Source organism: Rhizobium sp. BT04 (assembly GCF_030053135.1).
GTDB lineage: Bacteria > Pseudomonadota > Alphaproteobacteria > Rhizobiales > Rhizobiaceae > Rhizobium > Rhizobium binxianense.
Genome location: NZ_CP125652.1, coordinates 1,878,815 through 1,900,329, shown reverse-complemented (window position 1 = coordinate 1,900,329; position 21,515 = coordinate 1,878,815). Strand labels below are relative to the sequence as shown.

General features: G+C 57.8%; 19 protein-coding genes and 1 pseudogene. 11 read left to right on the top strand and 9 right to left on the bottom strand.

The genetic code is table 11. From position 1 onward, the window contains the following. Nucleotides 1–41 precede the first annotated feature (41 nt). Nucleotides 42–284, bottom strand: a complete 243-nt coding sequence (locus QMO82_RS17890) for a hypothetical protein (protein WP_183607859.1) — start codon at nucleotides 282–284, stop codon at nucleotides 42–44. A gap of 133 nt (nucleotides 285–417) precedes the next feature. On the opposite strand from QMO82_RS17890, the gene QMO82_RS17885 reads away from it, so the two are divergent. Further along, nucleotides 418–822 carry a hypothetical protein gene (locus tag QMO82_RS17885; protein WP_246718298.1) on the top strand — a complete coding sequence of 135 codons (405 nt, stop codon included), beginning with the start codon at nucleotides 418–420 and terminating at the stop codon, nucleotides 820–822. A 45-nt stretch (nucleotides 823–867) separates the two neighbouring features. On the opposite strand, the gene QMO82_RS17880 is transcribed toward QMO82_RS17885, so the two are convergent. Beyond that, nucleotides 868–1,884, bottom strand: a complete 1,017-nt coding sequence (locus QMO82_RS17880; protein ID WP_183607860.1) for an NAD-dependent epimerase/dehydratase family protein — start codon at nucleotides 1,882–1,884, stop codon at nucleotides 868–870. Between the two features lie 215 nt (nucleotides 1,885–2,099). On the opposite strand from QMO82_RS17880, the gene QMO82_RS17875 reads away from it, so the two are divergent. After that, a complete protein-coding gene (locus tag QMO82_RS17875) occupies nucleotides 2,100–3,056 on the top strand; it encodes an endonuclease/exonuclease/phosphatase family protein (RefSeq protein ID WP_183607861.1) in 957 nt (318 codons plus the stop codon). 70 nt (nucleotides 3,057–3,126) lie between these two features. On the opposite strand, the gene QMO82_RS17870 is transcribed toward QMO82_RS17875, so the two are convergent. From QMO82_RS17870 to QMO82_RS17860, 3 genes and pseudogenes are all read right to left on the bottom strand, one after another. Then, the gene (locus QMO82_RS17870) at nucleotides 3,127–3,432 is read right to left on the bottom strand and encodes a hypothetical protein (RefSeq protein ID WP_183608339.1); all 306 of its coding nucleotides are present in this window, start codon (nucleotides 3,430–3,432) and stop codon (nucleotides 3,127–3,129) included. Between the two features lie 135 nt (nucleotides 3,433–3,567). After that, nucleotides 3,568–4,995 (bottom strand): mannose-1-phosphate guanylyltransferase/mannose-6-phosphate isomerase, encoded by a 1,428-nt coding sequence (locus tag QMO82_RS17865; RefSeq protein ID WP_183608340.1) that lies wholly within the window; start codon nucleotides 4,993–4,995, stop codon nucleotides 3,568–3,570. Nucleotides 4,996–5,037: 42 nt separating this feature from the next. Continuing rightward, a pseudogene (locus tag QMO82_RS17860) lies at nucleotides 5,038–6,459 on the bottom strand (phosphomannomutase); the annotation flags it as partial. 231 nt (nucleotides 6,460–6,690) lie between these two features. Between QMO82_RS17860 and ung the strand changes: the two are divergent. From ung to QMO82_RS17845, 3 genes are all read left to right on the top strand, one after another. Continuing rightward, on the top strand, nucleotides 6,691–7,392 hold the full coding sequence (gene ung / locus QMO82_RS17855) for a uracil-DNA glycosylase (protein ID WP_183607862.1): 702 nt from the start codon (nucleotides 6,691–6,693) through the stop codon (nucleotides 7,390–7,392). 239 nt (nucleotides 7,393–7,631) lie between these two features. Next, entirely contained in the window at nucleotides 7,632–8,564 is a 933-nt protein-coding gene (locus QMO82_RS17850) for a VOC family protein (RefSeq protein WP_183607863.1), read from the top strand. An 11-nt stretch (nucleotides 8,565–8,575) separates the two neighbouring features. After that, entirely contained in the window at nucleotides 8,576–9,181 is a 606-nt protein-coding gene (locus QMO82_RS17845; protein WP_183607864.1) for an alpha/beta hydrolase, read from the top strand. Nucleotides 9,182–9,279: 98 nt separating this feature from the next. Here QMO82_RS17845 and QMO82_RS17840 read toward each other — a convergent pair whose 3' ends face one another. Further along, on the bottom strand, nucleotides 9,280–9,531 hold the full coding sequence (locus QMO82_RS17840; RefSeq protein ID WP_097620712.1) for a KTSC domain-containing protein: 252 nt from the start codon (nucleotides 9,529–9,531) through the stop codon (nucleotides 9,280–9,282). A 662-nt stretch (nucleotides 9,532–10,193) separates the two neighbouring features. Here QMO82_RS17840 and QMO82_RS17835 point away from each other — a divergent pair. Further along, a complete protein-coding gene (locus QMO82_RS17835; RefSeq protein ID WP_183607865.1) occupies nucleotides 10,194–10,988 on the top strand; it encodes a metallophosphoesterase in 795 nt (264 codons plus the stop codon). Nucleotides 10,989–11,095: 107 nt separating this feature from the next. Here the strand turns inward: QMO82_RS17835 and QMO82_RS17830 are convergent, their stop codons facing one another. Beyond that, the gene (locus tag QMO82_RS17830; RefSeq protein WP_183607866.1) at nucleotides 11,096–12,424 is read right to left on the bottom strand and encodes a UDP-glucose/GDP-mannose dehydrogenase family protein; all 1,329 of its coding nucleotides are present in this window, start codon (nucleotides 12,422–12,424) and stop codon (nucleotides 11,096–11,098) included. A 268-nt stretch (nucleotides 12,425–12,692) separates the two neighbouring features. Beyond that, nucleotides 12,693–13,292 (bottom strand): transglutaminase-like cysteine peptidase, encoded by a 600-nt coding sequence (locus QMO82_RS17825; protein WP_183607867.1) that lies wholly within the window; start codon nucleotides 13,290–13,292, stop codon nucleotides 12,693–12,695. A 309-nt stretch (nucleotides 13,293–13,601) separates the two neighbouring features. On the opposite strand from QMO82_RS17825, the gene QMO82_RS17820 reads away from it, so the two are divergent. The 5 genes from QMO82_RS17820 to QMO82_RS17800 all read left to right on the top strand — a co-directional run bounded on the left by QMO82_RS17820 (nucleotide 13,602) and on the right by QMO82_RS17800 (nucleotide 20,350). Continuing rightward, nucleotides 13,602–15,026, top strand: a complete 1,425-nt coding sequence (locus tag QMO82_RS17820) for an O-antigen ligase (protein ID WP_183608341.1) — start codon at nucleotides 13,602–13,604, stop codon at nucleotides 15,024–15,026. A 288-nt stretch (nucleotides 15,027–15,314) separates the two neighbouring features. Continuing rightward, a complete protein-coding gene (locus QMO82_RS17815; RefSeq protein WP_183608342.1) occupies nucleotides 15,315–16,526 on the top strand; it encodes an SLBB domain-containing protein in 1,212 nt (403 codons plus the stop codon). An 81-nt stretch (nucleotides 16,527–16,607) separates the two neighbouring features. Continuing rightward, nucleotides 16,608–17,318 (top strand): sugar transporter, encoded by a 711-nt coding sequence (locus tag QMO82_RS17810; RefSeq protein WP_183607868.1) that lies wholly within the window; start codon nucleotides 16,608–16,610, stop codon nucleotides 17,316–17,318. Nucleotides 17,319–17,369: 51 nt separating this feature from the next. Further along, nucleotides 17,370–19,646, top strand: coding sequence for a polysaccharide biosynthesis tyrosine autokinase (locus tag QMO82_RS17805; protein WP_183607869.1), 2,277 nt, complete (start codon nucleotides 17,370–17,372; stop codon nucleotides 19,644–19,646). Next, on the top strand, nucleotides 19,646–20,350 hold the full coding sequence (locus tag QMO82_RS17800) for a hypothetical protein (RefSeq protein ID WP_183607870.1): 705 nt from the start codon (nucleotides 19,646–19,648) through the stop codon (nucleotides 20,348–20,350). The genes QMO82_RS17805 and QMO82_RS17800 overlap by 1 nt, the downstream gene beginning before the upstream one ends. A gap of 205 nt (nucleotides 20,351–20,555) precedes the next feature. On the opposite strand, the gene QMO82_RS17795 is transcribed toward QMO82_RS17800, so the two are convergent. Further along, nucleotides 20,556–21,266 (bottom strand): Ig-like domain-containing protein, encoded by a 711-nt coding sequence (locus QMO82_RS17795; RefSeq protein ID WP_183607871.1) that lies wholly within the window; start codon nucleotides 21,264–21,266, stop codon nucleotides 20,556–20,558. Between the last annotated feature and the right edge of the window lie 249 nt (nucleotides 21,267–21,515).

The window sequence follows — 21,515 nt, the reverse complement described above, 5'->3', positions numbered from 1 at the left end:
GCAGGGCAAAAAAGGCTTGGCGTTTTTTTCTATTTCCACGGTCATTTTTTGACACAAAACTGCCTTGCTCTTTCCGTATCGCCGATGCGATGCGTATCCAAATTTATATCATCGCGCTGCTGCTCAGCGCCATCATGTGGTCGATCTCGTTCGATGCGGCGCGGGAATCCTATCATGCTGCGCAAAGTGCGGGATTGATGCCGAACCTGCACATCAATAAGAAACTGGATCGCATTCTGTAGACTGCGATCCAGCGCCCGGTTATCGGCACGTTTCGCCGACATTGCCTCCGCGGCCCGCCGGGCCGGCCGACCTTTTTCCCTGTGGATCCCGAGGCTTTTCCGAGAAAATCAAATTTCGTAAAATTTGACCGATCGGCTTAAAAGCCCTGAAAATACTGACGTGTAGAGTGGTCTCATGAAAGCGGCCGAGGCGTGGACAGACGCATCGATCGTTTGGAGCCGGGCGAAGCAAAAGCCCGGCGATCCGCAAAACGGGGACTTCGACATGCACCAGACGCTCGCCGCCATCGCCTTGACTCTGACCATCACCGTCGCTGCCGGGCCAGCATTCGCCATCGGCCCCGCCAGCCTTGGCCGCGACCTGATGTACACCTCTGCCATCGGTCATTCGCCCGAGGTTCCGTTGACGACACGTGCCGGTTTCGTGCGCCCGGGCGTTCCGTTCGTTCTGCGCAGTCCGGCCGAGATCGAAGGCGAGGGGTACCGACTCAAGACCTATTCACAGAGCCTTAACGTTGTCGTCGATTACGTGTTTTCGACAGCGGTTGAGGCCGTACAAGCGGTTACGTTTCTCCGCTGATACCTAGCTAGATTCTAGGTCGATCCGGCCTAGAGTCATCCGGATCTAGGCGCCGAGTTCGCTGCGGACGTCGAGATACCAGTCGACGAAGGCCTTGACGCCGACATCCAAGGTCGTATCCGGCTTGTATCCCGTCAGTGCCACGAGCAGGTCGGGGGCTGCGAAGGTGCGCGGCACATCCCCCTTCTGCATCGCCAGCATCTTGCGGATGGCAGGACGGCCGAGCGCCTTCTCCACCGTTTCAACGAAATCCATCAGGCTGACCGGCTGGCCTCCGCCAATATTGACGACGCGAAAGGGCGCCTGGCGCGAAAGCGTTTCAACAGCCGCGTTGTCGAGACGGTTATCCTCGCCCGGGGCGATTGCCGACAGCCTGACGATCGCTTCGATCAGATCGTCGATATAGGTGAAATCACGGCTCATATTGCCTTCGCCGTAGATCTCGATCGGCTGGTCTTCGAGCATGTTCTTGGTGAATTTGAACAGTGCCATGTCGGGCCGGCCCCATGGACCATACACCGTGAAGAAACGAAAGGCCGTGGTCGGAATCTTGTGAAGATGGGCGTAGCTATGCGCCATCAGTTCCATCGATTTCTTCGTCGCGGCATAGATGGTCAGCGGTTCGTCGGCGCGATCGGTCTCATGAAAGGGGACGGTCGCATTGGCGCCGTAGATCGACGATGTCGAGGCCAGCATCAGGTGGCGGACTTCGACGCGCCGGGCGATTTCCATGATGTTCCACGAGCCTTCGACGTTCGAACGAAGATAGGCCTCGGGGTTTTCCAGGCTGTAGCGCACACCGGCCTGGGCGGCGAGGTGGATCAGGACGTCGGGTTTGGCCGCCAGAACAGCCGCTTCCAGCGCCGGCCGGTCCTCGAGCATTGATATGACGGGTCTGAAGGCCGGAAACTGGGAGAGTGCTGCATGGCGCATCTCCTTGAGCTTGACATTGTAATAGGGAGTGAGGCCGTCGAAACCTGTGACGTCATGCCCTTCCTGCAGCAGGCGCCTGGCCAGATGAAAACCGATAAAGCCGGCAGTGCCTGTAATGAAGTAGCGCATTCCCACCTTTTCTCGACTCCTTGCCGACGGCAAAGAGCCGACTCCGTCTCACGTGCCCCCCACTTACAAGATAAGAAGAGGCCGAGTCGATAGGTCTTTGAAAGAGAGGGCGGCGCGTCTGAAGGCCGGCCGCGGCCATCGGCTATTATGCTGCATTGCGGCATGGAGGCCTGCATGTTATGGCCGGCGGGTCGTCTGCAAGCAGGTCAGGATCGATGAGAGAGATAATTTACTGGATTCTCTGTGCGTTTCTGACCGTTGCCATGGCGATCGTATCTTTGCGCTATGTGACGAACTTCTGGCTGCTGTCCTTCCTCTATAGCTTTCAGGTTCATTTCGGCGTCCTTTTTGTGATCGCCAGCTTTATCATTCTGGCTGTCAGGAGACGGATCTACGGCTTCGTCCTTCTGTTTGCATCGCTTCTTCTCATCACTCACGGCGTCATCATGCAGCGCGAGTTTTCGGAGGACGACAGAGGCGCAGACAGGCCGCCGCTTTTTCGTCTGATGTCGTTCAATGTCGCGATCGACAACTGGAAAAACTCGACTGCAATCACCGACATGGTGATCGCTTCGAATGCCGATGTCGTCAATCTGCTCGAAGCCAAGCCGCTGACATTCCATTTGCAGCAGCTGTTCAAGGCCTACCCCTATCACATCGGCTGCGACAACGGGAAGGATAGCTGCGATACGCTGGTGCTGTCCAAACGCCCGTTCGTCAGTCGGCAGGTCGCAAGCATGGGCAGCCTCAGAAAAGACAGGCTTGTGATAGCGAGCGTCGAGTTCGACGGCGAAACCATCAATCTGGTCTCGGCGCACCTGACCAAACCCTACTTCGATGATTTCCAGATGGCGGAATTGGAAGATCTCGGCAAAGCGCTGGGTTCGATCGACGGCCCTCTGGTGCTGGCAGGTGATTTCAACTCCGCGGCGATCGCCCCGAGCATCCAGGGTTTCCTGCGCGAACAGAAACTGAAAACGATCGTGCCGGAACCGGCAACATGGCCAGTCGGCGCCGGCTTGCTCGGGATCGCCATCGATCACATATTTGCCCGCGCGCCGCTTCATCTGACGTCGCTGAAACGTCTCGATGACAATCTTGGCTCGAACCATTCAGGCCTGATCGCTGAATTCGTTCTCGACAAGGATGGCGAAACTTCACCGGCAAGGTAAACTTGCCGGGGCATGGTGAGCTTGCCTGGACAAGGTGACTTGCCCAGGCAGGCAACCTGCCCCGGCAAAGTCAAAATCTCGTTCTGCCGCCTTTTTTGTCAATCATCTGAAATTTCTCGCCGTCGGTTTTCACGTTGACGCAGTCGGTCGACTTGTTGGGAAACCGGACGCAGACTTGGCCATTGGTTATTTTATATCCATTGGCGTTGCCCTTACGATATTCGTAACCGTTGCTGCTTTCTTTCAGTTCCGACGTGCCCGGCAAATGCTCGCGAATTTCGGCTTCGCTTGCGGTTCGCATTTTTGCGGTTTCGGCAAACGCCATTCCCGGTCCCATGATTGCAAGAACTCCGGCGAGGGCGGGCAGCGTACGCATCAGGGGGATATCTCCGGTCATGTCTTTCGGTGCGTCCATTCTACGCGAATTCCGATAGCGACTTCAACAGCGATGGCGGTCGCGCCGGAAAAGCCGGCGCATTGTTTGGGCCTGACCCGCGATCCGGCCGCGACGTCACGTTCTTCCGAACTCGTCGACGATACGAATGATGTCGTCCTCGCCGAGATAGGAGCCTGTCTGAACCTCGATGAGTTCGAGAAGAATCTTGCCGGGGTTGGCGAGGCGGTGGACTTCGCCGAGCGGGATATAGACGCTTTCGTTCTCGCGCAGCATCCGAACGCTCTCACCGACCGTCACCTCGGCCGTTCCCTTGACGACGACCCAGTGCTCGGAGCGATGGTGGTGTTTTTGCAGCGATAGCTTCTTGCCCGGCGTGACGAAGATGCGCTTCACCTGGAAACGATCGCCGTTGAAGATGGAGGTATAGCCGCCCCAGGGGCGATAGGATGTCGGATGGGTTTCGGCGAATTTCGCCGTGGCGGACGTAGAGGCCAGCATCTTGACCAATTGTCCGACATTCTGGCTGTCTTTGAGCGGTCCGACATAGACGGCGTCTTCGCTGGCGATGACGGCGACATCGTCCATGCCCTGGACGGCAAGATGCACGCCATGGGTCATGACGAGCGAGTTGCGGGTATTGACGACGGTGGTGTTTGCGGCGGCGACATTGCCGTTGTCGTCGCGGGCGCCTGATTTCCAGACGGCATCCCAACTTCCCATATCAGACCATTTGAACGGCGAGGGAACGATGGCGGCTTTGGACGTCTTTTCCATGATTGCATAGTCGATGGAGATATCGGGGCTTTTGGCGAAATGGTCGGCGTCGAGGCGGGTGAAATCGAGGTCGCGGCTTGCTTTCGAAACGGCCTTGCTGGCCGCCTTCAGTACATCGGGCGCGTATTCCTGCAGTTCGGCAATGAGTTCCGTCACCGGGAACATGAAGATGCCTGAGTTCCAGTAGAAGCCGCCGTCGGCGAGCATCTGCTCGGCCTTCTCCTGTGCCGGCTTTTCGACAAAGCGCTTGACCTTGTGCGCACCGTTTTCGAGGGCATCGCCGATCTCGATATAGCCGTAACCCGTCGCCGGCTCCGTCGGGGTGATGCCGAAGGTTACGAGCTTGCCGTCGGCAGCGGCATCGCGGGCGATGCGGATGCAATCAAAATAGCTCTTATCGGCAAGGATCTCGTGATCCGAGGCGAGCATCTGGATGATCGTGTGCTTGCCGAAGAGATCGGCGGCAAGCGTTGCGGCCGCGGCTACCGCTGCGGCCGTGTTGCGGGCGACGGGTTCGAGCAGGACCGCTGCGAGCGGGATGGCGCGTTCGCGAGCCTGTTCGGCGACCAGGAAGCGGAATTCCTCATTGGTGACGACGATGGGGGCTTCATAGAGTTCGGGATCGGAAACGCGTTCGAGAGTTTCCTGAAACAACGTCTTGTCGCCGACGAACTGGATGAATTGTTTCGGTGCGGTGGCACGGGAAAGCGGCCAGAGCCGCGTGCCTTTGCCGCCGGCCATGATCACGGGAACGATTTTCTGCGTCATAGGCGGGTTCCTTGAAATAAACGGCTTGTTCGTCGCATGTTGCCGGGCGCCTGCCCAGTCTCTTATTCGATTGAGCCCTGTATTCAGCAGGTCCAGGGCTGCAGCTTCGCTGCCGGCCTCCGTGTAGCAGCGCATTTCCGGCGCATTGCCGGACGGGCGGAAATGAATGATCCCGCCATCCCTTAGCGTCACGCGAAGTCCGTCGATGTCGGATTTTGTCGCTACCTCGCCGATCGGCTGCAGGAAAGCCGAGAGATTTTCTTCCGAAGCGCGCAGATGCTCCATCAGCGCGGCACTCGTCTCCAGCGGAAAATTCTCGAGGCGATCGGCGGCGGCAAAGGGCAGGTGATAGGAGGCGGCAAGGGCAGAAAGCGGCTGCCTGCGAATGGCAGCGAGCGACAGGATCGCGAGCATCGGGACAAAACAATCGCGTGTCGGCAAGGCTCGCACGGCTCTGTCGTTGATATCGAAAGGGGTTGCAGTCAGCAGCCCGCCATTGGCCTCAAAGCCCATGACATGGTCTTCGCCGGCCGCTACCGCCTCTTCCATGCCGGCGATGACGAAAGGCGAGCCGACGCGGGTGCGCCTGACGGCGAAAGAGCCCGCGGCCTCGATGCCCGAATTGGAGGTCACTGGTGTTACCACCGTGCCGGCGCCGAGAAAATTGGCTGCGACAAGGCCGAGAAGGTCACCGCGCAGCGGCGTGCCGGTTTCGTCTGCGACCAGCGGGCGGTCGCCGTCGCCATCGGTCGAGACGATCGCATCGAACTTGTGATCGGACGTCCAGCGCTTCATCAGCGTGATCGTCTCGTCGGAAACGGCTTCGGTGTCGACGGGAATGAAACTCTCCGAACGTCCGAGAGCGGTGATCTCGGCGCCGTAATGGGCGAGAACGTCGACCAGCAGATCGCGGGCGACGGTACTGTGCTGGTAGACGCCGATCTTCAAGCCGGAGAGCGCACCTTGCGGCAGCAGGGCGGCATTGCGTTCGAAAAAGAGCTGCCGGCAGATCGCCTCATGATTTTCGGTCTTGACCGGTGCCTCTGCAACGGCCTCGCCCGTTCGTTCGATCTCGGCCGCCCATGCAGTGATTGCGGCCTCGTCCGATTTGTCGATTTCGCCATCCGGGCGATAGAACTTGATGCCGTTGCGGTCCGCCGGAATATGCGAGCCCGTGACCATCAGGCATGCGGCGTTGCTTTCGAGGCCATAAAGGGCAAGCGCCGGTGTCGGCACATTGCCGCAGTCGAATAGCCGGAAGCCGAGCGCGGCGAGTGCGCCGGCACAATTTCCCGAGATATCCGGGCTCGAATCGCGAAAATCGCGGCCGATCAGAATGGTATCGCCGAGCTGCGCCTTCCCGGTCTGCAGCAGATATTTGCCGAACGCCGTCGCATAAAGCGCAGAGGCGCGTCCCTTGAGATCCACTGAAAGTCCGCGAAGGCCGCTCGTGCCGAATTTCATTTGAAGAGATGTCTCCGGTTTACGATCAAGGTTCTACTCAGGCCGCCTGCCGGCGTAAATACCGAAGCCGTCATATAGTTAAACACGAACGACGATGCCTCGGACAGCCTCTCGTAGTCTTCTTTCGCCGATTCTAAAGGCGTAGACCCATTGCCGACAGGCATTGCAGCGTAGATCGATTTTGTTAGAACCGTGTGTCCGTTGTTTCGTCATATGCGAAGGGTTTGCTGGATGAGCGATACATCAGTCAGTCTCGAAGAGAGCTGGAAGACCGCCTTGGCGGGGGAGTTCTCAAGCCCCTATATGCAGCAACTTAAAGCCTTTCTTGTCGCGCAGAAGCAGGTCGGCAAGCGGATTTTCCCCCGGGGTAGTGAATATTTCCGCGCCCTAGACCTCACCCCGATCTCCAGCGTCAAGGTCGTCATTCTCGGCCAGGACCCCTATCACGGGCTGGGGCAAGCCCACGGGCTGTGCTTCAGCGTGCGGCCGGGCGTGCGCATACCGCCCTCGCTCGTCAATATCTATAAGGAGATGGAGACGGATCTCGGCATCGCGCCGGCGCTCCATGGTTTTCTCGAACATTGGGCAAGGCAAGGCGTGCTGCTGCTAAACAGCGTGCTGACCGTCGAAGAAGGGCAGGCGGCGGCCCATCAGGGCAAGGGGTGGGAGAAATTCACCGACGCCGTCATCCGCAAGGTCAACGACGAGTGCGAATCCGTCGTCTTCATGCTCTGGGGCTCCTACGCCCAGCGCAAGGCCGCCTTCGTCGATACGACACGGCATCTGGTGCTGAAGGCGCCGCACCCCTCGCCGCTTTCGGCCCATAACGGGTTTTTCGGCTGCGCGCATTTTTCGAAGGCGAATGCCTTCCTGCAGTCACGTGGACGCGCGCCGATCGACTGGCAATTGCCGGCTAATCCCGATGATGCTTAAAGCGCGTCGCAATCGTTCAGATTCGCTCCACGTGCTTTAGCTCTTTGTTTTTACGCATGTCGTTATCGCAAAACCGCTGCACAGTTTTGTGCGACATGCTTTAGATGTGAACGCAAGTCTGTGTTCGTTCACTAAAAGAAGACAATGCGTTTTGGTCTGCGGGTCTGTTCTGTGGGCGCTTCAGCGCGCATCTTAGCCTCATCGAAAGCCCGCAACGGCGGGCATGAAAGGGGTCTCACATGCTCGATCAAATCAAGGGTCTGCACCACGTCACGTCGATGGCGGAGGACGCCCGCACCAACAACCAGTTTTTCACCAATGCGCTCGGCCTGCGCCGCGTCAAGAAGACGGTGAACTTCGACGCGCCTGATGTCTATCACCTCTATTATGGTGACGAGACCGGTGCACCCGGCACAGTCATGACCTATTTCCCGTTCCCGAAGATGGCGCAGGGCCGTCCCGGCACCGGCGAAGTCGGCACGACGGTGTTTTCCGTTCCACAAGGCTCGATCGGCTTCTGGAGCGATCGGTTTGCCACGCTTGGTGTCGGCGGCCTGAAGGCCGAGGAAAGTTTCGGCGAAAAGCGGCTGAATTTCTCTGGGCCCGATGGCGACGGCTTTGCGCTCGTCGAGGTCAAGGATGATGCCCGCCAGGCCTGGACACATGGAGGAATCAGCGAGGACCATGCCATTCGCGGCTTTCACTCCGTGGCCATGCGGCTGCGGGACGAGGGCGCCACCGCCGAACTCCTGAAGTTCATGGGCTATGAGGTCGGAGAGGAAAGGGACGGCGTCAAGCGGCTGATCAGGCCTGACGGCAACGGCGCGCATCTCATCGATCTCGAGACCATGCCGAACATTGCCCGGGCGCTTCCCGGCGCCGGCTCTGTCCACCACGTCGCCTTCGCCGTCGAGAATCGCGAGAAGCAGCTCGAAGTGCGCAAGGCGTTGATGGACACCGGCTTCCAGGTCACGCCGGTGATCGACCGCGATTATTTCTGGGCGATCTATTTCCGCACGCCTGGCGGCGTGTTGTTCGAGGTCGCGACCAATGAGCCAGGCTTCGACCGGGACGAGGATACGGCCCATCTCGGCGAAGCGCTGAAGTTGCCGCAGCAGCACGCCCATCTTCGAGCGCTGCTCGAGCAGCACCTGCAGCCGCTCGAAGCGTAAGGAGAGGCGATATGACCGAAACTGGATATGTGCACCGGCTGCATGCCGGTGCGCCTGATAAGCCGATCCTGCTGGTGCTGCACGGCACCGGTGGCGACGAGAACCAGTTCTTCGATCTCGGCCGGCGCCTGCTGCCCGAAGCAACGGTTCTCTCGCCGCGCGGCGACGTTTCCGAATATGGCGCGGCGCGGTTCTTCCGGCGCACAGGAGAGGGGGTCTACGACATGGCCGACCTTTCACGGGCGACGGAGAAGATGGCCGCCTATGTCAAGGCATTCGCTGACAAGCACCAGGCTTCCGAGATTTTCGGCCTGGGTTTTTCGAACGGTGCAAACATTCTTGCCAATGTGCTGATCGAGAAGGGCATCTTCGATGCCGCGGTTTTGATGCACCCGCTCATTCCGTTTCAGCCTGAAGCCCAGGCAACGCTTGCGGGGAGAAAGGTGCTGGTGACGGCCGGCCAGCGGGATCCGATCGCTCCCGTCGCCATGACCGAGGCGCTATCGGCGCATCTGAAGAACCGCGGGGCGGAGGTGCGGATGGTTTGGCATCCCGGTGGCCATGAGATTGCCCCGCTCGAGATCAATGCGGTCCGCGATTTCTTCGGCGGTGATTGACGCGCACCGGTCGGTTTGAGACGGGTTGGCGGGACCGGCAAATGCCGGTTCCGTATCTTTTTGAACCAATGGCCCTATCGTCGTTGATGGCCAGGAGATCAGGGGCGAGGAGGATATTTGCCCCGGATGGCCTTCATGTAAAAATTCCCCGGGGATTCGGCCATCGTCAAACCGACGACCACTCCTTTGGGAACGCCTTCATATTCTCGCCTCTGACCGTTTGTCAGGTAGACCCGTAGATGCCGGCTGTCTTCGTCGTAGGTGATCGCCTCGATAAGTTTCGAATCAACCGCAGTTTCCACTTTGCACCCCGCAGTTTGGGATCTGAGATTTCTGGTGAAGAATGTCATTCACGCTCGCAATACGCCATCATCATGCGCCGCCGCAGTAGCGTCAAGCATGATAAGCTTAAACGTTCATTTTTTTCTACAGGCTCTCGTTATAGTTGATTTATACAGCTTTTTCGGCGGTGTCGCCTGTGGAAATCCGATTGCCGGAAATTCTTCAGCTCCGAGAACTGGTGACCGATACAGCTGCTGATGGAGCGAATATTACGGTTTAACGCCGAATTAACCCTCATATACCAAAATACAGCGCAATATTAATCGTGATACCCCTTTCAAAATGACTGAATACAAATTGCCGTTTCTCGCAATAGTAGATTCGCTGTCGCGGGAACGCGAGCCGACGTATCTCCGAAAGCCGATCTGCATGCCAAGATTCCCCGAAGATGACGATGTGAGAACTGGCTGATCCGACGCGAAGGTTCGGTGTCCTGTAGGAGAGAGCGTTCCGGCAGCCATTGATGACATCGGAAACAGCCTCGGTTCACAGCCGATGCAGCAGATAACGAAGGATTATATCGTTGCGAATCTGGCAACCGGTTCCGGTTACAATTTCGATAAGGCCGTGATCAGGCCAACTTCTTTTTGAACACTGGGCCTCATGCCCGTGCGGGATGGGTAGAAAATGGAGCTTCTCCGACAAGCTTACGTGCTGTCGGATCTCATAAATGGGTTATATGTTTAACTATCTCGGGCCGTGGCGGCAACAGATACCGATATTGGCCGGCAACCGCAAAGGACGCGCTCGGCTGACGTTTGCCGAAGGCGAATTCGCTGCGGTCTACGCGATGAGCGATATCCACGGATGTTATAACGAGCTCATCGAGGCACATCGCCGCATCGAGGAGGATGCCGCGCGCATTCCGGGGCCGAAACTGATCGTCATGCTCGGCGACTATGTCGACCGCGGGCCTGATTCAAGCGCTGTGCTGGAGTTCCTCAGCAGGACCCCGCCGCCGGGATTTCAGCGTTTCGCTCTGTGCGGCAATCACGACGCGGAGCTGGTGAACCTCTATCGCAAACCGGCGCGCATTCTTGAATGGCTCGGCTTTGCCGGGACGGAGACGCTGCACTCGTACGGTATCGATATCGAACATCTGCTGCAGTCGGCGGCAGGAAGCGAAATGATTGCGCGCGTCATTCGCAATATGATCCCCGAGCGGCATATCCAGTTCCTGGAATCGCTGCCGATCATGCTGCGGATGGGAAGGGTGGTCTTTGTCCATGCCGGCATCAAACCGGGCATCGACCTCAAGAGGCAGAAGGACAGCGACCTGATGTGGATCCGCCAACCCTTCCTGGATGAGGGGCCGCAGCTTCCCGTCCTGGTGATCCATGGACATACCCCGGGGCGAATCCCGACCTTCGGCCCGCAACGCATCGGTATCGACACCGCGGTTTCGGCGACGGGCCGGTTAACCGTGCTGACGATCAAGGGAACGCGGGTCGGGATCCTTAATTAGGCGTGCCGCCCGGAACCGTATACGCTTTTCGGCGCCATGCTCAAAAGCAAACGCCGCGGGCTTTATGCTCCGCGGCGTCAGGATGATTACCGATTTACCAGGACCTGTCAGGTGTTTGTCGATTCCTGATAGAGATTGGTGCCGATGCCGGTGTAGGTAAAGCCGTGTTTGCGGACCTCGTCGCTGCGGTAGATATTGCGCAGGTCGACCAGGACCGGGGCGTGCATCGCTTGCTTCAGGCGATTGAAGTCGAGCGCGCGGAACTGGTTCCATTCGGTGACGATGACAAGCGCATCCGCACCGGCGGCCGCTTCATAGGGGCCGCTCGCATATTCGATGTTCTCGATCACCTTGCGGGCGTTCTCCATGCCTTCGGGATCGTAGCCGACCACCCGGGCGCCGGCGTCCTGCAGGGTCTGGATGACGGCAATCGCCGGGCTGTCGCGCATGTCGTCGGTGTTCGGCTTGAAGGTCAGGCCGAGAATCGCGATCTTCTTGCCGCGAATGTCTCCGCCGACGGCCGCGATCACCTTACGTCCCATCGCCCGCTTGCGGTTGTCGTTGATCGAGATCGTCGTCTCGATCAGACGGACCGGCGCGTCGTAATCCTGCGCCGTCTTGGCAAGGGCAAGCGTATCCTTGGGGAAGCACGAGCCGCCATAACCCGGCCCGGCATGCAGGAACTTGGCGCCGATACGGCCATCGAGACCGATACCGCGCGAAACATCCTGGACGTTTGCGTCGACCCGCTCGCAGAGATCGGCGATCTCGTTGATGAAGGTGATCTTCATCGCGAGGAAGGCATTGGCCGCATATTTGATCAGTTCCGACGTGCGGCGGGTGGTGAAGACCAAGGGGGCCTGGTTGAGGTAAAGCGGACGATAGACCTCGGTCATGGTTTCGCGCGCCCGGTCGTCATTCAGGCCGACGACGATACGGTCGGGACGCTTGAAATCCTCGATCGCCGCGCCTTCGCGCAGGAACTCCGGATTGGAAACGACGGCGACATCCGCCACAGGATTGGTTTCGCGCATGATGCGCTCGACTTCGTCGCCGGTGCCGACCGGCACTGTCGACTTGGTGACGATCACGGTGAAGCCTTCCACATAGGTGGCAATCTCGCGCGCGGCCGCATAGACATAGGAGAGGTCTGCGTGGCCGTCGCCGCGCCGCGATGGCGTGCCGACTGCGATGAACACGACGTCGGCGCTACGGACGCTTTCGCCGACATCCGTCGAAAACGACAGCCGGCCAGTGCTGGTATTTTCGGCGACCAATTGCTCCAGACCCGGCTCGTAGATCGGAATGCGGCCTTCGCGAAGGGCTTCGATCTTACTCAGATCCTTGTCGACGCAGATGACGTCGTGGCCGAAATCCGCGAAGCAAACGCCTGAAACGAGGCCGACATAGCCTGATCCAATCATCGTGATGCGCATATTTCCCTCAAATCATTGGAGTAGAACGTCATGCTGCGTCGCAGCATGACGTTGGTCATACTGAATCTGGGTGAAAAGACAATATCGAAGATCGCTTGATACCCACATCGAACATCGAACCGGGGGCACGACAACGCGTTGCCGGCTACCCCCTCGACAGCAAGAAACATAGGTTTGTGTGGGCAATGTGACAAGTCGAGCCGTTCGTCAGAGCCGGCTCGACGTCAATTCCGGAAGACCGAGTTTGGTGTTCCCGCAGGCCAAGCCTCTACAGCCGGTACCAGACATAGGGGTCTGTCCCCGATTGAATCTTGTCCCAGCGCAGATCGGTATCCCGCCAGTTCTTGATGCTGCTTTTCCTGTTGTCGAGCACGAGGTCACCCTTGTCGGTCCTGACCACGAGGACCGCATGTCCTTCACCGGAGGGTGTATATGCCGTTGCGATTCGCAAAGCGCGCGACGACCAACCCATCGCGATCAGCCGACTGCGCTTGGTCAAGGCGAAATCTTCGCAGTCGCCGCTGCGAACATTCACCTTCCAGACATCGCCGTTCAGTTCGCTGCTGGAGTCGTTGCGGCCGATCATCGTCCGATTGACCGTGCTGTTCACGTTTTTCAGCTGCAGCATCTGCTCGTCGGTGAGCGCAACGACCGAGAGCCCATTGTTGTCACGGCATTCGGCCGGGTTCTGGGCGCAGAACAATACCTGGGCGAAGGGTGGGATGATCTTGCCTTTTTCGGAGATATAGCTGACCGCCGAACTATCGTTCAGGCCGCGGGCGAAACCCGCGGGACCGGCGGCAAATGCTGAGCAGGCATTGCCTGCTGTAAAGGTCAGCGCCAGAAGTGTAACGAACGTTTTCTTCATCTGTTAAATCCCCGTTCAGGGCAACCGATTGAGATCAGACTTGCCTTTTTTCTCGGTCAATGGCATGGCGATCTGATGATCTGCCAAGTATTGGGCGCAGAATATCTGTCCCGTTTCTGCTGCTTGGAGGGAGCATAGCCGGGCCTTGTCTCGATTGGCTTAAACCTTTCGCGACAATTTTAAACAATGTGGAATTCTGTTACACTTTAGCACGCAAGTGCTTGATGTTCAACTTATGTTAGTACGAGTAAATTAAACTCTTCGGTTGCAATGGCTTTGGTCGCCGCCTTCTCTGGTAAACGAATTCACATGTTCTCCAACCTCATCAATAAGCGGGTCTTGCGAGAGGTTTTGCTTTTTGCCTTCATCGGCCTCGTTATATTGACGCTCATACCGTTCGGAAGCGTTACACCCTTGGCCTTCGCCTTCGCGGCGATCGGAATGTTTGCTCTCGCCATTATTTCGGGACTGCTGTTCGGAGAGCCGAGACAGAGCAGGGGGGTATTCGGCATCGTCCTGTTTCTGCTGATCGTTCTGACAGGATGGATGTTTATTCAGACGATCCAACTGCCTTCGCGGTGGCTGGCAAATCCCGCTTGGGATGTCGCGCGTGACCTGGCGGGCGTCAATTACGCGGCGATCTCCGTCGAACCGGCCGACACGTTCGCCTCGATCCTCTGGGTGGCGCTGCCCTTCGTCACGTTCCTGACCGGGCTTCTCTTATGCGATACCGATCAGCGCGCGAGGACAGTGCTTAACGGTCTCGGGCTTTCTGCAGGCATCATCGCAGTTTTCGGCCTGCTGCAATTTTCGCTGTTTCCCCGCATCCTGATCGTCGTCGAGAAACACGCCTACCTCGACAGCCTGACCGCGGTCTTCGTCAACCGCAATACCGCCGCGACCTTCCTCGGGCTTGGGACGCTGCTGATGCTGACCCTGGTCAGAGACATCGCCCGTTCCTATTCAAACCATCCGCCCGGCGAGCCGGGCCGAAACACGCTTCTCCTGAGATCGTGGATCTACGCCCTGCTCTTGTGCGCATGCTTCACCGCGCTGATGTTGAGCCGCTCGCGCGCCGGGATATTTGCGACCTTTGTTGCCGCTCTCATCTATTTTCCGTGGCTTGTCATCCATTGGAACGGCTCGAGGCGTCATCTGAAACCGGTGCCAAGATGGCGTTCGATGCTGAAGCTGCTCTCGGCGATTGTGTTCGTCGTCGTGCTGCTGACGATGTTTGCCGGCCAGGCGATTTTGCGCGCACAAGAGCGGCGGCTCGAGGATGATGATCGGTTCTGCATCCTGCCGGGCATATGGCGTGCCATTTCGGATCATTGGTTGACTGGGACCGGTCTTGGAACCTTCCGGACCGTATTTTCTGCCTACCGCGATCCGGCCTGCGGAATTTTCGGGATCTTCGACCGGGCTCATAATTTCTATCTCGAAGGATTTCTGGGCCTCGGAATAGTATTCCCGATTGCGGCGATCCTTGTTTTCTCGGTGCTTGCCAGCGTGTTCCGGCGCGGGCTCGCGCAAAGACGGCGCCTGAGGCACTATGTTGTTCTTGGCTTGGCCGCGACGGTTTTGGTCGCCCTTCATGCGGCGGTGGATTTCTCGCTGCAGATACCGGGTTTTGCCGTGTTTTATTCAGCCTTCCTCAGTGCAGTTGTCGCGATCAGTCTTGGACGGAGCAGCGGGGAGGTGGACATGGCATATGAGCGGTCGCTAACCAATTAAATTCTAAATGGATGGATTTTATGAAGATTTTTGGAAAATAGCGATTGTGCAGGTGCGAGCTGTTGACTCTGAAACGCAAGAAATTTTATAGCGGGTACAGTCTTCGGATTGTTGCGGCGCCAGAAAAGTCGGCCTGGGTCGTTTTCCGCTTCCTAAAGGGCTTGGCGTTGCCAGCCTGCCACAGTTAGGGGAATGTTAATCGGCATTCAGTGTTATTGATCGGGGATTGTCTTGTATTTTGTCAGATTGCGGGGCAGTAGCTTCAGGGGCGTCAACACAGGTTATTCTATGGGTTGTTCTCGTATCGTTAGTACACGCGTCGCCATTGTTGTAGCGCTAACCACTATATTGGCAAGCTGCACGTCATTGCCAAGATCCGGCCCCGATCACAAGGATGTTGATCGCGATGCGGCGGTGAAAGTGACAACGAAAGAGCGTCGTGTCGGCATCGACTACGCCCTGATTGATCTCAGCAAGAACGTTCTCCCGTATTTTACGTCTCCCCAGCCCACCTCTTTCAAGGGCTTTGGCGGCGGTCGAGGCGGGGCGCCCGAAATTCCGCTTGGGTATGGTGACGTCGTTGAGGTCGCCATCTTCGAAGCTCAGTCCGGCGGTCTCTTCATTCCCTCCGACGCCGGCAGCCGACCCGGCAATTATATCTCTTTGCCGAGCCAGACTATTGATCGGAACGGGACGATCACAATTCCTTATGCGGGTCGCGTTCCGGCTGCCGGTCGGCTCAAGGAGACCGTGGAGCAGGATGTGGAGGATCGCCTGGCGAGCCGCGCGATCGAGCCGCAGGTGGTTATTACGACAACGACAAGCCGCTCCAGTCAGGTTGCCGTGCTCGGGGATGTCAACAATCCCCAGCGCATTGAGATCAGCCCGGCGGGTGAACGTGTTCTCGATGTCATTTCCGCCGCGGGCGGTTTGACGACCAACAATATCGAAACAAATGTGACGCTGCAGCGCCGCGGCAAGACGGCAACCGTCGCCTACAACACGCTCTTGAAGAACCCGGCGGAAAATATCTATGTTGCGCCGGATGATACGATCTCGATCGATCACGAGCGCCGCACCTATCTTGCGCTCGGCGCCGCGGGCGTCAGCGGTCGCTTCGATTTCGAAGAGTCTGACTTGACCCTTGGCGAGGCAATCGCAAAGGCAGGCGGCCTGCGCGACGACCGCGCCGATCCGGCTCAGGTTCTGCTCTATCGCCAGGTTCCCAAGAAAACGCTTCAAGCGATGCACGTGGACACGACGAGATTTGCAGGGGATGCGGTTCCGGTGATCGTACGTGCCAACCTGCGTGATCCCGCAACCTTGTTTGCCGCCCAGCAGTTCAAGATGGAAGACAAGGATATTATCTATATTTCCAATTCGGACTCTGTTGAACTGGTCAAGTTCCTTGACATCGTCAACTCGGTATCGTCCACTGTTTCGGGTGTAACGGATGACGCGAACGATACGCGCAACGCGATACAGGATCTCGGAAATTGATTGAAATAGGCGAGGGGCATCGATCGCGAATGATCAATGCCGGCGGCCTACATAGTGGATTTGATGAAGGAAGCTGTGGTTATGGCAAGGTCAGCTGTTTATCGTAAGCTTGCATATAGCGGAATTGTCCTCGCAATGTTTGCGGGCATGAGTTCAAGCGCCTTTGCGGCAGCTTGCTTGGGTCCGGCAAGCCTGACGACCGTCGATGTGAGTGGCTTTACGGCCAATCCCGCCGCGCTCCTCGACATGTCCGATCCATTGGTATTGTCATCGCGCGTTCGCGCGCTGGTCGGCAGCAGCAACGACGCGCTGTTGCCGGTGATCGAGCAGGCCAAGAAGGCCAATGCCACACAGATGGCGGCGATCGGCTCAGGTCTTGCACGGGCCGCAAACAGCTGCCAGGTGACGGACCCGCAGTTCAAGCTGGCGATCGAAAAGGCTGTCGCCGATGCGGCCAGCGCCGATCCCAATCTGGCGCCGCTGCTTGCCGCCTTTGCGAAGGTCCTCGCCGAAGGCGGAACCGCGGCGCTCGGCCCGGGCGCAAGTGCTGCGGCCGCTGCAGCCGGTATCGGCAACGATGGGTCGGTTGGGCAGACGGGCCCCGGCTCTGATGACGGCACGCCGTTTGACGGCGCCGCGACGACCGCTGGTACGTTGAAGGTTTCGAATGCGGGCGACGGGGACAGCTTGTCTACAAGCTCGACGACGAGGATCGTCAGCACGGGAGCGGGGGGACAATCGTCTACCGACCCGACGCAATCGACGAGTCAGAGTGTCCCGGTCATACAATAGCTGGAATTGCCCTTAGATCTTAGCGCTTGACGCCTTTGTTGGAGATCGAAATTGCTATCGCCAGATAAACTTACGCCACGTATCGACCCCTCCCGCGATACGGGAAACGAAGCTGACTTCATCGATTTCGACAAGCTCATCGCGATTGCCCGCCGACAGTGGCGGATGGTCGCGGTGTGCGCTTTCGTCTTCGCCATTCTCGGCATTGTGTATGTCCTGACTTCGGTGCCGGTCTATACCGCCGATACGAGCGTGCTGATCGATCGCAGCGATAGTCAGGTGATCAACCAACTGGCCGCTTTCGGCCAGATGGACGATGACGAGGGCACTGTCCTCAGTCAGGTCGAGCTGTTGAAGTCCGACACGATCGCCTATGCTGTTGTCGACAAGCTGAAACTCGTCGACGATCCGGTGTTTAATGCACAACAGAATTCGCTGTTTTCAGTCGCGACGCTGAAATCTCTGGTGAATTTCAAATCATGGTTTGCCGATGACGCGGCCGTCGCACCCGATCCGGAAATGAGACGGCGAAACGCTGCCGAAACCGTCGCAGGCAATATCGATGTCGAACGCGTCGGCAAATCCTATGTTCTCGACGTCAGTTATACCTCGCAGTCGCCCGACATGGCGCGCCAAATCGCGGCCGCGATTGCGGACGTCTATATGGTCGACAAGCTCAATTCCAAATACGAGGCGACCCGCCGAGCCGGCCAATGGCTTCAGGAGCGTATCGAGGAACTGCGCCAGCAGGCGCTGGACACCGACCTTGCGGTTCAGAAATTCCGCAGTGAGCATGGGCTGGTTGAAGCCGGCTCCGGTACGCTGATCAGTGACCAGCAGCTGTCCGAGATAAACACTCAATTGATCAACGCACAGGCCGAGACGGCGAAGGCCGAGGCAAAATATGCGCGCGTCAAGTCGATTATCGACGCCAAGCAGACCGATGCGATCGTCACAGATGTGTTGGACAGCTCCATTTCGAATGACCTGCGCAAGAAATATCTGGAGGCTTCCAAGCTCGAAACCGAAATCGAGGCACGGCTCGGCCCCGATCACGTCCAGGCGGTTCGGCTTCGTGCGGAAATGGAAGAATATAAGAGACTCATGTTCGATGAGTTGAACCGCATTGCCGAGAGCTACCAGAGCGAGCTGCAGGTGGCGAAATCGCGGGAAAATTCCTTGCGCGACAGCGTGACGCAGGCGACGGGCGTTGCCGCCAGCGCCGGCGAAACGCAGGTGCAGCTTCGTGAGCTTGAGCGCACGCGCGATACCTACAAGAATCTCTATCAGAGCTTCCTGACGCGTTACCAGGAAGCTATTCAGCAGCAGAGCTTTCCGATCACTGCCGCACGTATCATCACGACCGCGGAGACCCCGACGAAGCCGAGTGCTCCGAAGAGGGCCCTCGTCGTCGCTTTTGCGATGTTCCTCGGATGCGCAGTCGGAAGCGGTATAGGAGCCTTCCGCGAATTCCGGGATCGGTTCTTCCGCACCGGCGATGATGTCCGGGAGGTGCTTGATGTCGAGTCTCTCGGCGTCATGCCGCTGGTTGAAAATAACGTCGACGATCCAACGCTCGTTGATCCAAGCAATCCGCGAAGCATCGCCAGGGGCGGGAAGACGACGACCTATGTCGAGGAGCATCCGCTCTCGGCATTTGCCGAAACATTGCGAAGCGCCAAGATTGCCATCGACCTCAGTGCAGCCGATCAGCGCTGCAAGGTTATCGGCGTCGTGTCGAGCCTGCCAGGCGAGGGCAAGTCGACGACGTCCATCAATTTTGCCAAGCTTCTGGCAATGCAGGGAGCGCGTTGCCTGCTTATCGATGGCGACATGCGCAATCCCGGTGCCACCCGGGCGATCGGCCGCCATGCCGAGGCCGGCTTGCTCGAGGCGATCGTCGACGGCCGTCCGCTCAAGGATCTGATCCTTCTCGATCCCAGGACAAAGCTCGCATTCTTGCCGACGGTGGCGCGGTATCGTGTTCCGCATTCGTCGGAACTCCTGGCGTCACGCGGCATGGATCAGCTTCTTGAAACGGCGCGTCAAAGCTTCGATTATATTATCGTTGACCTGCCACCCCTAGCGCCGGTCGTCGATGCGCGCGCTATCAATTCGAAGCTCGATGCAGTGGTTTTCGTTATCGAGTGGGGAAAGACATCGCGCAAGGTCGTGCAGTCGACCTTGCTATCCGAGCCGGAACTCTATGCAAAATGCGTCGGTGCTGTCTTGACCAAGGTCGACCCGTCGCAGATGAAACTCTACCGGACATTCGGCTCGAGCGAGTATTATTATAAGCGATACTCGCGATACTATACTGAAAGCTGATGCTCCGCAGTCGGTTCGTTTCGGGCTCCAGGATCGTTTTTGTTGTCGTTACCGTCGTCTTTGCGGTTCTGGCCGGTCGGGAGCTGTACGCGTCGATCAGAACGGCCAGTATGTCGATCGTCGCAGAAAGGCTTGAGCGTGGCGGTACTGTCGCTGATGATGTCGTGGCTAAATATGCTTCGCGCAGTGTCGAGGTCGTTGACGGGCATTATTGCCGGTCCGACATTGTGGCTACCGGGGTGACCCTCGTTCTGGCCCAACTGGATCGGCAGAACGTCAATGTCAATTACGATGCATGGGCCGTTGCGGCGTCGGGTGCGCGTCAATATCTGCGGTATGCACTGTCGTGCATGCCGACGAACAGCAATTTTTGGCTTCGTCTTGCGGCCGTGCAGTCGACAATTGCCGAGGAGCCGGTCGCGATTGCGGGAATGATGAAGCGTTCGGTCGTGCTCGCGCCCCACGACGAAGCGATGGTTCTGACGCGGTTTTATTTCTGGAACGATTTCACTGATGCAACGCTTGCCGCAGCCACGCGCGCGCTCGATAGTGATCTCACGACCATGCTGAAACTCGGCGATCGTTGCAGGGTCAATGCCACGATCAAAGAGATCAGCCCACAACTTCGCCCAATCTTTGATCGAACCTGGGCGAGTGTCGGAGACGGTGCGACAGCACGGTTTCAACAGCGTTGCAGCAGGTGATAGTACCTGTAGCGTTTCAAGGCAGTTCAGAAGGTCAAGCGGGCTTTCACCAAGCGCCTTGAAATTTCTTTGAAAGTCTCCGAGATGAACGCCGTATCGTTCCTGGAAGTTATTGATAGCGGCAGCCCGGCTTCCCTTGGAGGGTGCACCTTCAATAAAGAGCGACGCCCGCTGCTTGAGGTGCCGGGCGTCGCACTATTGATGATCAGACGCTCGGGCTGGAGTCAAAATCCGTGCCTGTGATATTGAGCGTCAGAACGCCGACATCCGTGTGACCTTGGCCGTCCGAAATCTTGTAGTACTGGATGGTTTCCGTGACGTGATCGCCTGGGGCGATATCTGCTGCCAGATCATAGGTGAATGAGCCGTCCGACTTGACATGGAACGTGCCATAGGTGCCGGCGACGTCGGTCGTTGCGCTCGGATTGCCGTTTACGTTCGTGGTGCCGAACTGACGGAGGAAGAGATGACCGTTGTCGCCGGGAATGTCGTTATCCAGAGCGTTGCCGCCGATGGGGTTGCCTTCGGTGAAGCTGTAATGGTCGTCGACAGCGATCGGCTTGACCTGGGTTACGCCCTGAATATTCAGGGTGAACAGGCCGACGTCGGTATGACCGCTACCGTCGGAGATCTTGTAGGAGACTTTCTCCTGAAGCAACTCGCCATTGGTGAAGCCGACCTTGGCGGCGTCGCTCAGAACATAGGTGTAGCTGCCGTCCGGCTTGACGAAGAAGGTGCCGTAGTCGCCCTGGATTTCGGTGATCTGGCTGTTGCCTTGCTTGGCGCCAACGCTCTGTTGGTCGAAGGCGCGCAGGAATAGGTGGCCGTTGTCGGATGAATCGTTAGAAAGCAGATTTCCCGAGATGGCGTCGGTTTCCAGAAATGTTGCAGTATCGTCGGTTGCATGAATTGCCATTGATTTCTCTCCTTGAATTATTCTTCGCCGGCCGTCCCTGACCTTTGGCGAGCGGCCCGATTAAGGATTTCCTAATGCGGAGAGTCAAGAACATAATCAACAGAAGTTGAGCATTTCGTGGCGCAACTTCCAATAATGGCACACGTTAAGTGTGCATAAGATAATGAAAGGCCTAGGGAATATTACGTTAATAATAAGTGAGAACATATGATAAGAATCTTTTTGCGTTATTTCTCCCAGCTATAAGAA